Source organism: Deltaproteobacteria bacterium HGW-Deltaproteobacteria-6 (genome assembly GCA_002840435.1).
In the GTDB taxonomy this organism is placed as follows: domain Bacteria; phylum Desulfobacterota; class Syntrophia; order Syntrophales; family Smithellaceae; genus UBA8904.
Genome location: PHAT01000004.1, coordinates 184892 through 200409 on the forward strand (window position 1 = coordinate 184892; position 15518 = coordinate 200409).

The following is a 15518-nucleotide window of genomic DNA, read 5'->3' on the forward strand; positions in this document are numbered from 1 at the left end:
AGAGATCATGGATTCTTTTCCTCCAGTGCTAACTTTACTTTGATGGACAGATCCTTCATCGAAAATGGCTTCTGAATAAAATTCATGTTCTCGTCTAAAACGCCCCGGTGGGCGATGACGTCGGCTGTATAACCGGACATGAACATAATTTTTATGCCCGGGTAATATGATTGCAGCCGGACGGCAAGTTCCCGGCCATTCATTTCCGGCATGACAACGTCGGTAATGACAAGGTTTATCTCGTTTGCGTATTTTTCGGCCAGCCTGATGGCTTCCTCCGGTGTGCCGGCGGCCAGCACCCGATATCCTAATCTGCCCAGCATCATTTTGTCCATACTGAGCAGTGCCGGTTCATCTTCAACCACCAGCACGGTTTCGCCATGGCCAACGGATATTTCCTCCCTTCTGTTTTGCGGCGCATTAACCACTTCGTCCGAATACCGCGGCAGATAGATTTTAAAGGTTGTTCCTTCCCCCGGCTCACTGTAGACGTTAATGAATCCGTTGTTTTGCTTGACAATGCCATGGACCATCGACAGGCCCAGACCGGTTCCCCGGCCCACTCCTTTGCTGGTGAAAAACGGCTCGAAAATCTGGTCCAGGGTCTCCTTGTCCATGCCGCACCCATCATCGCTGATGGCCAGGAGCACATAATCACCCTTCACATACCCGAAATGCTCAGCACAGTAGGTTTCGTCAAAGGCGGCATTTCCTGTTTCGATCGTGATCTTGCCGACATCGGTAATTGCATCCCGGGCGTTGACACAAAGATTGGCCAGAATCTGATCGATTTGAACGGGGTCCATTTTGACCGGACACGGACCCTCCCCGGGCAGCCAAACCAGATTGATGTCCTCGCCGATGAGTCTTCCCAGCATATTGAGCGTGCTTTCCACGGCCTGGTTCAAGTCCAGCGCCATGGGGATGATCGTCTGTTTGCGGGCAAAGGTCAGCAATTGCCGGGTGATGTCTGAGGAACGTTTCGCGGCCTTGATGATTTCCGCAAGGTCGTTATAAAGCGGTTGGGATTGGTCCACCTGGCAGAGCGCCAGTTCCGCATAACCGAGAATCACGCTGAGCATATTGTTGTAATCATGTGCCACACCGCCCGCCAGAAGTCCCACGGCTTCCATTTTCTGGGCTTGCTGAAATTGGGCGGTCAGCCGGAGATGATCCGTGATGTCCCGTTTGACCCCCACGTAGTTGACGATCCGGCCCTCCGTATTACGAATCGGTGAAATGGTCGTTTCCTCGGTGTAGAACGTCCCGTCCTTGCGCCGGTTGACCATGCGGCCCGCCCAGCTGCCGCCGCCGGAAATGGTATCCCAGAGATTCCCATAAAAAAATTCATCCTGCCGGCCGCTTTTGAGGAAACGCGGATTCCGGCCTTCCACCTCTTCCCGGCTGTAGCCTGTCGTCCGCTCGAAGGCCGGGTTTACATAGAGGATGATCCCTTGCGCATCCGTCATGATAATGACCTCTCCGACCTGCTCGATGGCCGCCATCAACCGCTTGCGCTCGGCGTCGGCCTGCTTGCGCTCGGTGATGTCGCGAATGTTGCACTGGATCACCTTGCAATGGTCCACGAGGTAAACGTTACTGACAAACTCCACGGCTATGGGCCGCCTGTCGAGGGTTTCCAGCGGCAAATCATCATAACGGATGTATTCGTTATCCTGCAGCGTCTGGAAAGCGTCCTTGGATGCGGCAATGTCTTTAAATACGCCGAGTTCCCAGATATATTGCCCGCAGATCGCGTCGTAAGAATAACCAAGTAATGTAAGCAGGAAGGGATTGACATCCACCACCTTGCCCGTATCGGCATCAAGAATCAGGATGCCGTCTTTGGCTGATTCAAAGAGCCGTCGATAGCGTTTCTCGGAATCCCGCAGGGCCTCCTGATTATTCGCCTTTTCCAGCAGCGCTGCTTCCAGCAACTGAATTCGCCGATTCAAGTCGGTGTCATCCGGGCAAAGCCGGTCCTTGATACCTGTGCCGGTCATATCCTCAACCTCCCTGAGCTCAGCAAAGGCCGGGTCAGGCAGCCCCCGGTGTCACAAAGATCGTCCACAGTGCGACAACAATCACGAATATGGCGGCGGGAATGGCTATAATCGCAAAAAATTTAGCAACAATGTCGGTTACGTCTTCGTCGTCTTCAATCTCACGGAACATGTTTTCAATCATACAGTATTATTCTCCATTCAGCATACGCGACAGCCCTGCGCTGCCAATTGTCACCTAATCATTCCGGAACCGGTTCCTGATCCAGCATCAATCTCACATAATGCTCTCCGGCTCCGGCGGGATGATAAACGGGTCCGGTTCCGTTTGACGGATAGACCGGCGTGAATTGGTCAGCTTGTTTATTGTAAAGATAAGGCGTCTTCCCCGCTCCTTGGATAACCACAGCCGGATTCATCTGATGTCTGTACAAACCTCTTCCAATACCTGCCGGTAAACATGGGTCGAAGTTGATTGCAGATACAGAAAAGATGTTGCGGTAAGAAATACAAAAATCAAGAACAGGGATATCATTATTATAATATTGAGGCTCATGGCCGGCAATCCGACGGCAAAGTTCTTATATGTATTTTGTTCCGTCTTTACCATGATCTGCTTCCTTGATATCTTTGAAAAACCGGACAGTGTGTTAAACGACTTTCCGCCCCTGAATGACCCTGACCAGCACAACGATGATGGCCACAACCAGCAGGATATGAATAAAATTACCTATCGTGTAGCCGGTCACCAGTCCCAACCCCCACAAAATCAGCAGTACAACAGCAATAGTCCACAACATCGGATCTTCCTTTCTGACTGTTCATTCCAACCGCCGGTTGCTTCATCACCTTGCCGGCAGTTGGAATGCTGTCCTTTCGGCATTGGGTCCGGACTACTCAATGCTCATCTTGTTATTAACGGCCTTCACGCCATTTACATTGCCGGCGAATTTTGCGGCCAAATCTTTTTCAGCTTCGCTTTTTGCTTTACCGGTCAAGGTGACGACACCTTTTTTCGTGGCGACCGACGTGCTGATACCACTGGTTGAACGGTGATAGAGCAGCGTCATCTTCACCTGCGCGGTAATGGAAGCGTCATCAATCCTGGAGCCTGCCGTTTGCTTCTTTTTTGCGTCCTTCCCTACGGTCATCTCATTGACGACGTCTTTGACGCCTTCGACGTCCTTTGCGTATTCGGTTGTCAGATCCTTTTGCGCGCTGTTTAATGCTTTGCCTTTCAGAGTGACAATACCGTCTTTGGTGTCAACCTCCGTCATAGCACTCACGTTTCGATGAAACAGAAACATGGTTTTTACCTTCGCTGTGATCCACGCGTCCGATCTCTCTGCGGGGCTTTCTCCCTTGATTTCCAATTTATTGTCTACGCTCTTAACTCCCGGCAAGCCCGCCACGGTATCCCGGGCCAGTATTTTGTGGGATTCTTCCGCAACCGTTCCCGTTAAAGTCACAGCGCCATTCAAGGACTGGATTTTAACATCATCGCCCTGAAGATAGGTTTGGAACACATATGATTTTTTGGCGGATGATTCGATACGGTCATCCGTCCTGGACGCATACACGGGCACGCTGAGCGCCAGGAGTGCCACCGTTGCGGCCACAATTACTGCCAGTCTGTTACTTGCTTTCATTAATCCGTTCTCCTCTTAATTGCTGCTGTTGTTTTTTAGACTTATTGACTCCCGGGCTTAAAGCCCCGGGGAACTCCGGCCGTCCAGATGCGCGAACCATCAGCGCAATAACGCCTGAATGCCTATCATCATAAGATAAATGGCAGCGATGTAATTCAATATCGGGACATGGTCTTTGCCGCCTGCCGGCATGCTTTTTAAATCCATGACATTCCCTCTCCATCTATTTCACAATCAGATTATTCTTGACGGATTTGACCCCTTTGACGCTCCTGGCGATTTCATCCGCTTTATCAACGGCCTTTTGAGAATTGACGAAGCCGCTCAGCTGAACGGTGCCCTGATAAGTTTCAACGCTGATTTGAAAAGACTTGAGTAAATCATCCGCTGCCAGCATGGATTTAATTTTGGTCGTGATGACTGAGTCGTCAACGTATTCTCCTGTGCTTTCACGCGTGCTTGTCGCTGCGCAGGCGGCAAAGGCGGCGATCACCACAAGCAGCAATAAGAACCTCAACAAATGCTTAACGATATTTTTCTTTTTCATGGCGCTTCTTCCTCTCTAATAAGTTTAATGGTGAAATATTTCCTTTCATACGGTTCCTGGAGAAGGTTCATGGCGCCCCGGATCACCCTGAAATGCTCCGATTTCAGATGGGTCAGAAGATTTTCCCGGGTATCCCATTCTTCAAGAAGAAAGAGACGATCTTCATCCTCGATGCTCCGGCAGCACTCACAGCGTTCGCATCCTTTCTCCTTCCTGATGGAAGCGGACAGGGAAGCAATCGTCTGTGACAGCTCTATTCGCTTCTCAGAGATGACGTTCATTCGTGTGACGGCAAGAATCATAAAGAACCTTCTTTCATGTAACGGACATGATGACATGAAGGTAATTGCAAGGAGTCTGCCAAGTGCGGAAGGCGAATCGTAATCTTAAATTATCCTATTAACAACATCATGTTGGATGAAACCGAGAGGACGGCGGCAAGGTTTGAAATAATTCGTTTGGCCTCAGTATTTGACGGGGCCTCAATATCTTGAGGGATGCTTTTTTCAGGCGCCGACGCATTGCAGGCAGAGGGCCGCTGAGGCGACGCGTATGCCCCGGCGCGTCGCCATCAGATGGATTTGCGACCATTGCCTTCCTGTTGAGAATTTCTTTTCCTCTGCCTCTTATTTTTCTGCGACACCGGCATCGGCATGTTTATTTTCACCATGGAACAGGATCTCTTTTGTCTTCTGACGTGTCTCTGCGAAATGTCGACCGGCATCTTCCTTTAACGCCATCGTTTGATGCGCGGCCTCCTCAATGATCCGGCTTGCTTTCTCACCGGCATCGGCATAAATATCCTTTGCGTCCTTTAAAAGCGCGTTCCTTTTCGCCATGATCTCAGAGCGCAGTTCTCTGCCTGATTTCGGAGCGAAGAGAATTCCGGCCAATGTGCCCAAGGCGCTGCCGATCAATAGTCCAGCCAATAAATGCCCCAGCGGCTTTTCATTCAATGTCATAATCAATTTTCCTTTCTTTCCGTTATTTATTTCTGTTTAAGATAAGTTTAACCGCCTTCTGAGAAATCACCTCAGTCGCCGTGCCGCAGAAATGATCGTTTTCCGGCAAGATGAAAATTCGCAGACCAGTTTTATTTTACTTGCCCGGCGTTGTGCATGATTTCAGATTGCCGTCCATGAAAAAGGAAATTAAACTATTTTGCCGGCATTCCGTCATGCCTACGCTGGTCGATTTAGCGAGCACACAGGATTCCAGGCTGTCGTTGTTATAAAAGCTGATCGGACGATTCCCTTTACACGGGATACGGTTCACATCATAATCGTCTTTGAGCTGGCAGCTTTGCAGGGATCCATTGTTATAAAGTATAATTTTTGCACCGGAATGACAAATGGATTGGTCGGCGGCAAAGACATTAAAACCGGTTAATAGAAAGGTCAGCGCCAGGCCATGGAAAAACAAATTTCTTATGCTCTTCATAAAATATTCCCTCCTTATGTCGTATTACAAGCAACAGCTTCTCCCATGCACAGTTGCAAGTGCTCTGCCAACTGCCGAAATAAAATCAGAAGATTATATTCATGTTATATTAACAGGGGGTTAGATCAGCAGAGCGCACAACATAGCCGCATGAAACCATTCATTGGACCGCCATATTTGGTGGAACCTCAGCATATTGAGGCCATGCGCTAATCCGATCAATAGAATAAAGCAAACAACACCAGTAAAATAATCATGGCATGCGCGGCATAAATGCCAAATTTGCGCCGATGGTAGAATTCATTTGCTTTTTGAATTCGTGTCAGCCCGCCCAACAAGCGCCGGATTTTCACAAGAAGGGGATATTTGTAATTATCCGAGGTAAAATCATTTTGAAATGCGCACATGGGATAAATCGCATAGAGATCATCCGTCAGCGGCCGGAAGAGGGTGTCGTTAACAATGCCCTGCCAGGGTTCATAGGCTAATGTTTCCGCATAAGGCCGGTTTAAAGCGTAGGCATGGGTCAAACTCTGGTAACGAACTTTCTGGATGCAGGGTTCAGCCGTTTTACAGCTGGAGCGAATTAAAGCGCCGAGCAGCAAAACTTTCCATTCCGGATGCCCGCTCAAAAATTCAGTGCAACGTCTTAATCGTTCCGGATCAAAGCGGTCAAACACGACATCATCTTCAAAAATAACGATATTCCTTGCGCCCGCCTCCAGGCCTTTACGCAGGCACATCATGTGAGACTCATACACTTGCTGCTCAAAGTCATAGGAAAGGCGTTCAACGATCACAAACTCAACCCGGCAAGCCAGCCCCACTTTCGAAAATTCCCTGAGCGCCGACTGGCGGCGATCTTCACGTTCTCTCAGGGAAATGCAGTATAGACGATCAAAATATTCCCAACCGGAGACCGGATGATTCATACCGGCATCCGTATGAAGATGATTCATGATGTCCCTTTCTCGATCCGAGTCTTTCTTCTTTTGATTGCGGAAGCGAAAACGGCGTCTTCCGGTCATGTCGGCAGATATCATGCCTGTTTAGCAAAACTCAAGCTTTAAAACGGGAATGACTCGCAACTTTACCGGCATCGCCGCTGCTTTTCCAATCTTCTGCGGATCAGGCGCTTTTTTGATGCTGCAGCTGCATAGACCCGCAGACTTTTTATCCGGTTTTTATTGAAGCTCTCCGCGGCAAGCCGCGTAGAATATTCGAAGCATAAGGCATGCGTCATTTCTCATTCGTCCGGTTGCCCGCTGCGATCAGCGGAAATGCGGGAAAGGCGCCCCTTTTCCGGAAAAGATCCGTTTGAATCGTCTCACGGACCCCGCGTCCGCCTTCGATCTTTTGTATGCAATCGGCGATGTTTTACAGCCAGCGGGATAATAAGTGCGCGGCTTTTTCCTTTATTTTTTGCGATAAAGGTCTTCTTTCCCACTGATCTATTTGAATCTGGTCGGATTGGGCAAGATCATCGGCAAACATGCGCTCCATTTCCATCGCAAACTCACGATTCAGGACAACGGCATTCACCTCATCATTGCTTAAGAGGCTCCAGTAGTCCAGATTGGTGGACCCAACCGTCGACCATATGCCGTCAATGACCGCTGTTTTCGCATGCAGCAGGACGGTCCGGCGTTCATAAATCTTCACCCCCGCCTTCAGAAGCCCGGAATAACTATGCCGCGCTGCGTTTATGACCAGCGTTGAGTCAGTCATTGAAGGAAGAATAATCTTGACATCAACACCGCGCTTTGCAGCATCCTTGAAGGCGTCTAATATCTGGTCATCCGGGATAAAGTAAGCATTCGTCAGATGAATGGAATGCTCCGCATAAGTGATCGCAGCCGCATAAGCGATAAATGTAATCCGGTTGTCCGTGCCGGGTGTACTGCCGACGATGCCTACCAGGGCATTCCCTTTTTCTTTCTGATCGGCCAGATAGCTGCGTCCGGCAAGTGCCGGTCCCTGCTGCCTGGACCAGGTTTCCAAAAAGAGCTTCTGGACTTCCCCGACAGCAGGCCCTTCAATTTTAATATCCGTATCACGCCAGGCGAGGGGTTTTCCCTTTCCTTTTTTCCTTCTCGAAAAACTGCTTGAATAAACATTGCTGATATTGATGCCTCCGATAATGGCAACTTTGCCGTCGGCAACTAAAATCTTGCGGTGATCCTGGCGGACCAGAAACCAGCTTCCGGGCGCCTTGAACGGATTTTTTGGATTGAATTCGACGACCCGGATTCCTCCATCCCTCAACCGTTTGAAAAATGATTCCGGCGTTTTGATGCTTCCCACGCTGTCGTAAATGATGTTGACCTGAACACCCAGTGCCTGTTTGGCGAGCAGCAAGTCTGTAAATTTACCGCCGATCTCATCATCCTCGATGATAAAGGTTTCCAGGTTGATATGGTCGCTGGCATTCCGTATTGCTTCGAACATCGCGGCATAGGTAGCCTTGCCGTCAATCAGTATGGTAACTTTGTTTCCCCTGGTCAGCGGACTTTCGGTGACCGACTCCACCACGGCAATGTAGCGTTCCAAAAGGTCCGTCGGGTTGACGGATCGCTTGAGGCGTTCCATGATGGCCTTGCTTTTCTGGGGCGATAAGAGTCCTTTGGACGAAACAATCGGACGGGGTTTCTGCCCAACCGGCGCTTCATCCATCTTCTCCGAGACATTCGGCAAAGTCGCACACCCATTGCCAAAGCTCGAAAGGCACAGGAACAAAAAGAATAAAAAGATGTATTTAGCGGTTTTCACAAGTCGATCCCATCAGAAAAAAACATTCACCGTCGTTTACGGGAAGATTTGCCTTTTTCAATTTCATGCTTAAACTACTTGAAAGATAAATCATTAATTCAATATCATTCCGAACCGGTCAAATAAGGTAAATACCGAAGATGAAACAAACGAAATTCTTTAAAAAAGGATTCAAGCCGGTTTCCCGGACCATAAAATGGCTGCAGCGGTTCAGTCCAAAACGCAGATATCACCAAACGGATCCGGATTCTTTTTCTAACCGGCTGCCCGATACCGGGATGAACATCAACATAATGAGTTTTAATATACGGCGCGGAACAAAACAGGATGGGAAAAATAACTGGGTATTCCGCCGGGATCTGGTGAATGAGATATTGCAGCATTATTCCCCGGATGTTCTGGGCCTGCAGGAAGCTCTGGATTTTCAAATTTCTGAAATCCGCGCCATGCTTCCCGGGTATGAGATGGTCAATATTATCAGTTCGGGTGACAATAACGTGTTGCACAATGCCATCTTTTATAAAGCAGCGCGATTCCTTCTTTCTGAAGAAGGCACCTTCTGGTATTCGGACACGCCCGACGATCCGGGATCGAAGGGCTGGGGGAACATCATGCCGCGAAACTGCACCTGGGCGCGGCTGATTGAAAAAGAATCCGGACGGGCTTTTTATTTTTATAATACCCATTTGAATCATCTTTCGGTGCGTTCGCGAAAAAAAGGCGTCATCCTCCTGACACGGCGGATTTCAGCGCGGTCTCATCCGGACGCTTTCGTCCTGACCGGCGATTTCAATGCCCGGGAAAAGAGTTTACCGATACAATATTTAAAAGGTAATGCACTGATCAATACCAAAGCCGAAGGTAAGGTACATAATCCCGATCCATTAACGGACACTTTCCGGGTAAAATATCCTGATTATCGCAATGCGGCTACCTTTCACGGCTACCGCCGATTCTTTTTCCGTTTCAAGCTTGATTATATTTTCGTCCCCTCGGCCGTCAGTGTCCATGATGCGCAAATCATTCAAATGCGGCAAAAGCGGCGCTACCCATCGGATCATTTCCCGCTTTTTTCTCATATAAATTTACCGGAAACATTGCCTCCGCCCGTTCATCGGCATGGATAGAGCCGCAATGAACGCGCGCAGCCGCAATCGTTCACACTTTTCCGATGATTCAATGGCTGTCATTTCCTGATGTCTTCTACCGCCTTATCGACTTTCTTGCCCGCCTGCTCCAGCGGGCCTTCTTTGCAGCTCAAACACCCGGTCAGAAGGGCGATGACGGCTAACAGGACGATGATGCTCTTGCCAATATTCATTATGGTATCTCCTTTCGCGAGTGGCTGATTTTGTTTCAGGAGACGGTTCTAATTACTTTACAAAAGGGAGGGCAAGATAAAATAAATAGAACCATCTCCCTCCATTTTTCCGCGGCTTACTTTTTCATTTTGGTAAATTTCGAGCCTTCTATGGTTGCGCCGACCATCAGCCCTTTCTGGCCAAAGACAAACCCCACAACAGGTTGCTTTATTTTCATCGTGTTGATGGATTCATCAACGCCGATATTAATCAGGGTTACCTTAGCGTCCACACCGGCTTTCCAGTTTTTGCTGTTGCGGAATTTCTTCAATGCTGTTTTATCCATGAAGACCAGGATGATGTCCTTGGTTTCGCCGCCGATCTGAGCTCCAAAAGATGCGGAAGCAATGTTATAATAGGCAACTGATTTTCCATCGATCCTTAAAGCGCCCTCGCCATACTCCGCACCAACCACAAGACCTCCCTGGATCACCTTGGGGATAATGAGGACTCCCTTGGCGGCGTCCAGAAACTCCTGCGCCCCCTTGACCTGACTGACAAACCGCTCGAGCGATGCATTGACACTGGCATCAATTTCACCCGCCGTGGCCGCGTAAGAGGCAACCGGAAGGCTGCCGATAATCAAAGCCATACATGCGACAAAAAAATATTTAACACTTGTTCTATTCACTTTTTTCTCCTTTTATTGAGTGGGTTGTTAGTAAAAATTATTCAGGATGACGTCGTCTCATGGTCCAATGGCACAGAACTTTTTTGACGATCTTTTCCTGAACTCCGCCGCCTATCTTTTCACTGCTTTGTTCTGCCTCCATTTCCGGTTCACTATAATCTCTCTGCTTCCTGTAAGATCTCTCTGGCGCTGATGTTCAGATTCGTGCCGCGAAAACAGGATGGCCGGAATCAGAAGAACCAATCCAGCTCCACCGCTGGGATAGCATCCTCGTTTATACTATAAGGCCGGGCAGGCAACACGCCAACGAGGGCAAGAACTAAAATAACCATCAGGATCGTAACCATTTTTTCTATCCTGAATGATGATGTGTTATTCTTTAATTGCCTTTGTCCAATTTAGCCGCGGCTTCCGTCGTCGATACGGTTTTGCTCATGAAAAAAAGTTTGACGATGCCCCAGGCAATCAATAAGAAGACAAACATAGCCAGCAAGGTGGTCCATTCAAAAACGCCGCTTTCGACCTTCGATGCCTGAAAGACCTTGAGAAACGGCGCGGCAAAAGGATAACTAACCGTATAAATAAATCTGCTGAAACCGGCTTGCGGGTTGGCGCCAAGCAGCCTCAAGACAAATCGAAACGCCAGAAGCACTTCGATTATGCCCAGAAGATACCAGACAACCTGGGTGCCGCGGTATAGCGGTTTGGTGGTGGCTGAACTGTATGATGAGTCCATATCTTTTCATCTCCATTTTATTCGACTTGTTAAACATCTCCGGCAGCTCCATACCGTCCTGGAAAGGAGCATTATTGCATGATAAAAATACTCATACCCTTGCAATAGCAAGTAGCCTGCCAGGAACCGCAGTTGAATCACAAGCTTGGATTGATCATTTAATATCAGGTTGTTAGATAAAAACCCGGGAGACTACCCGGTGCATAACATGATTTGTTTGGCCTCAATATATGGTGGAACCTCAGCATATTGAGGGATGGCCTGAAGGAGGGTGAGCCGATTTGTCTGAAAACGGCGGATACGATATATCCCCACAACGGACGTATTTAAGCCCCTTGATTATCCATGGCAGGCAGATACTTTTTCCCCACGTGGATACCCACATTGGATATTTCTGACTCAGAATTGCATTTTCAAAGTTCGCAGCATGCCTTCCGTAAAATTACAGTAGTGATATTAACTCCATATGTTGCAGTCTAAGATGTAAGTCAGGCATGCCCATTGCTTTAAATATTATCATGGATAGATTTAATACAATGGAAACGGGAAAGAATGATCATCAAAAGGGATGGAACATGCATTTTTCTGATAATCATTTCTTTAATGTTTAACTGAGAAGGAGGATAAAATTTATGGCATCAATCCGGAAGACAACGGTAAATAAACATAAGACGAAGCGGCGGTTGTCAGGAGCATGTCTTTGGCTTTTGCTGCTAATATTAATTTTTGCTTTGACCGCATGTTATCCTGCGACTTATCGGGTAACCCCAAGCGCAAGTTCAGACGCCGGCCAGAATGCCGGCATGACCCAGGTCTACTTTTATCCGGCAAAAGGCCAGACACCGGAGCGGCAGTCGCGAGACCAATATGAATGCTACAATTGGGCGATTCAAAAAACAGGCTTTGATCCCAGTCAGTCATCCATCCCGACCGAACGTCGCGTCAAAGTGGTGCCCATGCCTCCCCCCGGTCATGATACAGCCGTCATGGCAATTGCCGGCGCCGTGCTGGGCGCCTTGATCGCCGGACCAAGGCATGCCGGAACCGGCGCATTAATCGGCGCCGGAAGCGGAGCGGTTATCGGTGCAACGTCGGATATCTCCCGTCAGCAGTATGCCCAGCAAATGGATGAAGCCTATAACCGGCCTAATCAGGCGCTTGACACCCGCTATGAGACAAAGGCGAATGACTTCCGACGCGCCATGGGCGCCTGTCTGGAAGGCCGCGGCTACAGCGTAAAGTAAACAAAACGAACATTGCTTTTGATGTTATGGAGGTAATAACCATGATCCGCTCTCACAATAAAAACCGGTGCGTTATGATCGGGCTTATGCTGACGGTCTTATCGGGGGTCATCTTGTTGGGGTTTGCGCAGACGGCAAGCGCCGAACCTCGCGGCTCCGGTCATCGTCAATTCAGAGATTCGCGTCATGGCCATGACCATACCTACCCGGCGCGCGGTCAGTACACGGCCAGAATCCCGGGCGGCAACCGTACGGTGTTTTATGGAAAATCACGATATTATTTTCATGAAGGCGCCTGGTACCGCCCTTACGGAGGACGCTTCGTTGTCATCGCACCGCCATTCGGCCTGATCGTTCCCTTTTTGCCTCCGTTTTACACGACCGTCTGGATAGGAGGCATCCCTTACTATTACGCCAATGACGTCTATTATACCCAGGCCGCAGGCGGCTACGTCGTTGTCGAACCCCCGAAGGGTGAAGCCAGTCCGGCTTCGCCCCAGGGCGATCAAACATCGGCAAGCCAGGTATTCATCTATCCCCGCCAGGGTCAGAGCGAGAAGAAGCAGGCAGACGACCGTTATGATTGCCACCGCTGGGCGGTAGATCAGACCGGCTATGACCCGATTAATCCGCCTGTTGATCTTTCCACAACGGAGATAACCCGGAAGCGCGACGGCTATCAGAGGGCGTCGGCCGCCTGCCTTGACGGACGAGGCTACACGGTGAAGTAATCGCCGCTCTGTTGCCTGATCAAGAGGCATCGCATCTGTGGTGATGTCTCTTGACGGCTTCCAACGGGAAATTGCGAAAGAATGTTCAAGAATGAAAATGGATGAAAAAGCACGCGGCACAGCGCCTGCTCTCCCCGTAGGCGGGCATGCGTAAATCCTGCCGACGGATCTCACATTTTATTTCTCAACCCGGGAGTTCCGCGATGTTTTTTGCCTGCCCATAATCGACCTGCCCGCTTTAAGCTGCATCGCATGCTTCTTGTTTGACCAGAAATATTGAGCAGGGCATGGCTCTGATGATTTCATCATTACTGCCGCCGACCAGCAGGCGTTCCAGGCGGCTTTCTTCATAACTGCGGAGGATAAGCAGGTCCATGTTTTCTTCTTCAATGAGTTTCAGGACGACTTCAGAGGGAATGCCTTCCCTGACAAATTCTTTAATGATCCTGTCCCGCTTATTTTCAGTGCTGATAATTTGGTGCAGATCTTCTCTGTTCTTTTCCATCTCCCGTTTACGTTCTTCTTCCATGGACACCATGGGGGTGTTCCACCCCTTAAGCCATGTTGTATCCATAACGTGAATCACGGAAAGTTCAGCCTGATATTTACCGGCCAGTGAAATTCCAAGCTGTATGGTTTTGCTGCATTTCGGGGTCAGCCAGCTGACAACCAGAATATGCCTGATGATATCCATGATCCGTTTCCTTTAAAATAATGATTACTTCATTTTCCACCTCTACTTTACTTTGTCATACCGGCGATTCAAATCGAACTCTCTCGTATCGGTATGTTCATCCCTGCAGTATTGGTATTGAACCCGGTCGTAGGTAGCCCAGAGTCGCTCAACCGCTTTGTTAAATTCGACCATTTCGATGGTTCTTTGTTCCTGATTCATTTTCCTGTTTCCTTAAGACATTAATTATTTTATGGGTAACATTGCTGCGCCACCGAATGATTGGCGCGTCGTCGTTCGCATCTCGTAAATTGTAAAGCGCATCTCCCGTTCCGTATCCCGCGCGCGCATCCCCCGCAAGGGGGATGACGATAGTCCACCCATTCGGGCGGCAAAGCGAGATACGCGCGACAAGATACTTTTTTCTACTTCACGATGATTTCAAAAAGAACTCTCATGTTGGCTTTTGCTGCTTTGGAGTATATCTCCTTAGGCGCGGCTTCATACATGGCCGGGTCTGTTTCTCCATAGCCTATCGTGGAAAGCCTGTCCGGTGTAATGACGCCCTCATTAATGAGGTATTCCTGAACAGCCGCTGCCCTTCTTTCGCTTAACTTCTGATTATAAACATCCGTTCCGGCGGCAGACGAATACCCGGCAACACGGACTTTAGCATTAGGATTATCCTTGAGCATCCGGATGCTTCTTTTCAGAATCGCCTGAGCTTCCGGCTTAAGGGTCGCCTTATCGAAATCAAAATGGATGTCCTCAAAAGCAAGAACAATGACCTTTTCCGCCGCGACAGCAGCGACGATTTTCTCCTGCACAACCGGCTCATCGGCAACAAAAACGACCTTCTCCACCGGCTTGGCAGCAAACTGCTGATAACGGGAACAATTGCCGGAGATCACTTTTTCCACGAAAGAGGCCATGGCGGCAGGCGTCGCCAGTTTATCGGCATTGACATTATAACCGCCTGCCACATTCTGTACGATCTGCTCGGAAAGGTCCTTGCCGGTTTGCGTGTAGGCTAACTGGATGGCATAAACGCAGAGTCTGTCGCCATATTCCGCGTTAACTTTGGTAATGGCCGCCATCACGGCATCGTTGTTGATGTCATCGATGTTTTTAACGTCGCCCTTCATCGGACTTCCGGAAAAATCACTGACAATAATCAGCGCCGAATTACCCTGAGATCCTCTGAGATCATTGCCGGCTTCCATGATAGCCCTTTCCAGAGGCGATCCACCGTTGACCATTTCGATAGAGTTGACGGCCCTTGTATAATCTGTCTTGTTAAGCTGCGTCATCCCGTAGATAAGATCCGTTTTCCCTGCCCAGAAGACTCTGAGTCCCGCGCCCATCTGAATATCCGGAAATGTTGTAATCATATTGATTGTCGTCTCTTTTCCATAGACCAGACGTGTTGGATTGTCCACAAACTGCGGCTTATGATGCTGATCATTCATGGAAGCTGATTTGTCAAAAAGGACGACGAAGTTGTTCGTTTTCTGAACGAGTTGTCCTGATTTGATCCCCGGATTAAGATCGACCGGCTTAAATGTCGCACAACCGATAAGCAACAGAAAAAACATCGACAAAAATATTAACCCCAAACCTGTTCTTTTCATAATAACACCTCTGTTATATTTTATTTATTTAAGCTTCATTTATAACTTTTCACCTATCGTATCGCGCTGCGCCACCCGAACGGGTTGTATCCCGTGTTCCCGT

Annotated in this window: 16 protein-coding genes and 1 pseudogene; 3 read left to right on the top strand and 14 right to left on the bottom strand. The window is 48.9% G+C overall.

Annotated elements, in window-relative coordinates; translation table 11 throughout:
* Positions 1–5 precede the first annotated feature (5 nt).
* The 9 genes from CVU71_09270 to cls all read right to left on the bottom strand — a co-directional run bounded on the left by CVU71_09270 (position 6) and on the right by cls (position 8408).
* Positions 6–2003: a hypothetical protein gene (locus CVU71_09270; GenBank protein PKN18966.1), complete on the bottom strand. Its 1998-nt coding sequence runs from the start codon at positions 2001–2003 to the stop codon at positions 6–8.
* 415 nt (positions 2004–2418) lie between these two features.
* The gene (locus CVU71_09275; protein PKN18967.1) at positions 2419–2613 is read right to left on the bottom strand and encodes a hypothetical protein; all 195 of its coding nucleotides are present in this window, start codon (positions 2611–2613) and stop codon (positions 2419–2421) included.
* Positions 2614–2896: 283 nt separating this feature from the next.
* Positions 2897–3652 (bottom strand): transport-associated protein, encoded by a 756-nt coding sequence (locus CVU71_09280; protein ID PKN18968.1) that lies wholly within the window; start codon positions 3650–3652, stop codon positions 2897–2899.
* A 223-nt stretch (positions 3653–3875) separates the two neighbouring features.
* Positions 3876–4199, bottom strand: a complete 324-nt coding sequence (locus CVU71_09285) for a transporter (protein PKN18969.1) — start codon at positions 4197–4199, stop codon at positions 3876–3878.
* Complete coding sequence (locus CVU71_09290; GenBank protein PKN18970.1) at positions 4196–4537, bottom strand: antibiotic biosynthesis monooxygenase; 342 nt, start codon at positions 4535–4537, stop codon at positions 4196–4198. Before CVU71_09290 ends, CVU71_09285 begins: the two co-directional genes overlap by 4 nt.
* 288 nt (positions 4538–4825) lie before the next feature.
* On the bottom strand, positions 4826–5161 hold the full coding sequence (locus CVU71_09295) for a hypothetical protein (protein ID PKN18971.1): 336 nt from the start codon (positions 5159–5161) through the stop codon (positions 4826–4828).
* Between the two features lie 136 nt (positions 5162–5297).
* Positions 5298–5639 carry a hypothetical protein gene (locus CVU71_09300; GenBank protein ID PKN18972.1) on the bottom strand — a complete coding sequence of 114 codons (342 nt, stop codon included), beginning with the start codon at positions 5637–5639 and terminating at the stop codon, positions 5298–5300.
* 218 nt (positions 5640–5857) lie between these two features.
* Positions 5858–6571, bottom strand: a complete 714-nt coding sequence (locus CVU71_09305) for a glycosyltransferase (GenBank protein ID PKN18973.1) — start codon at positions 6569–6571, stop codon at positions 5858–5860.
* Between the two features lie 445 nt (positions 6572–7016).
* Entirely contained in the window at positions 7017–8408 is a 1392-nt protein-coding gene (gene cls / locus CVU71_09310) for a cardiolipin synthase (GenBank protein ID PKN18974.1), read from the bottom strand.
* Between the two features lie 140 nt (positions 8409–8548).
* Here cls and CVU71_09315 point away from each other — a divergent pair, with 140 nt between their 5' ends.
* Positions 8549–9535, top strand: a complete 987-nt coding sequence (locus CVU71_09315; GenBank protein PKN18975.1) for a hypothetical protein — start codon at positions 8549–8551, stop codon at positions 9533–9535.
* A 310-nt stretch (positions 9536–9845) separates the two neighbouring features.
* Here the strand turns inward: CVU71_09315 and CVU71_09320 are convergent, their stop codons facing one another.
* The 3 genes and pseudogenes from CVU71_09320 to CVU71_09330 form a co-directional block, all read right to left on the bottom strand.
* Positions 9846–10361 carry a hypothetical protein gene (locus CVU71_09320; protein ID PKN19160.1) on the bottom strand — a complete coding sequence of 172 codons (516 nt, stop codon included), beginning with the start codon at positions 10359–10361 and terminating at the stop codon, positions 9846–9848.
* 150 nt (positions 10362–10511) lie between these two features.
* Positions 10512–10747 (bottom strand): annotated as a pseudogene (locus tag CVU71_09325) (hypothetical protein).
* A gap of 32 nt (positions 10748–10779) precedes the next feature.
* On the bottom strand, positions 10780–11136 hold the full coding sequence (locus CVU71_09330) for a YggT family protein (GenBank protein ID PKN18976.1): 357 nt from the start codon (positions 11134–11136) through the stop codon (positions 10780–10782).
* A gap of 632 nt (positions 11137–11768) precedes the next feature.
* Here CVU71_09330 and CVU71_09335 point away from each other — a divergent pair.
* Together CVU71_09335 and CVU71_09340 are read left to right on the top strand one after the other, a co-directional pair.
* Complete coding sequence (locus CVU71_09335; GenBank protein PKN18977.1) at positions 11769–12380, top strand: glycine zipper family protein; 612 nt, start codon at positions 11769–11771, stop codon at positions 12378–12380.
* A 233-nt stretch (positions 12381–12613) separates the two neighbouring features.
* A complete protein-coding gene (locus CVU71_09340) occupies positions 12614–13111 on the top strand; it encodes a hypothetical protein (protein PKN19161.1) in 498 nt (165 codons plus the stop codon).
* Between the two features lie 238 nt (positions 13112–13349).
* On the opposite strand, the gene CVU71_09345 is transcribed toward CVU71_09340, so the two are convergent.
* Positions 13350–13805: a universal stress protein gene (locus CVU71_09345; protein PKN18978.1), complete on the bottom strand. Its 456-nt coding sequence runs from the start codon at positions 13803–13805 to the stop codon at positions 13350–13352.
* A 404-nt stretch (positions 13806–14209) separates the two neighbouring features.
* Positions 14210–15415 carry a hypothetical protein gene (locus CVU71_09350; GenBank protein ID PKN18979.1) on the bottom strand — a complete coding sequence of 402 codons (1206 nt, stop codon included), beginning with the start codon at positions 15413–15415 and terminating at the stop codon, positions 14210–14212.
* Positions 15416–15518: the final 103 nt, after the last annotated feature.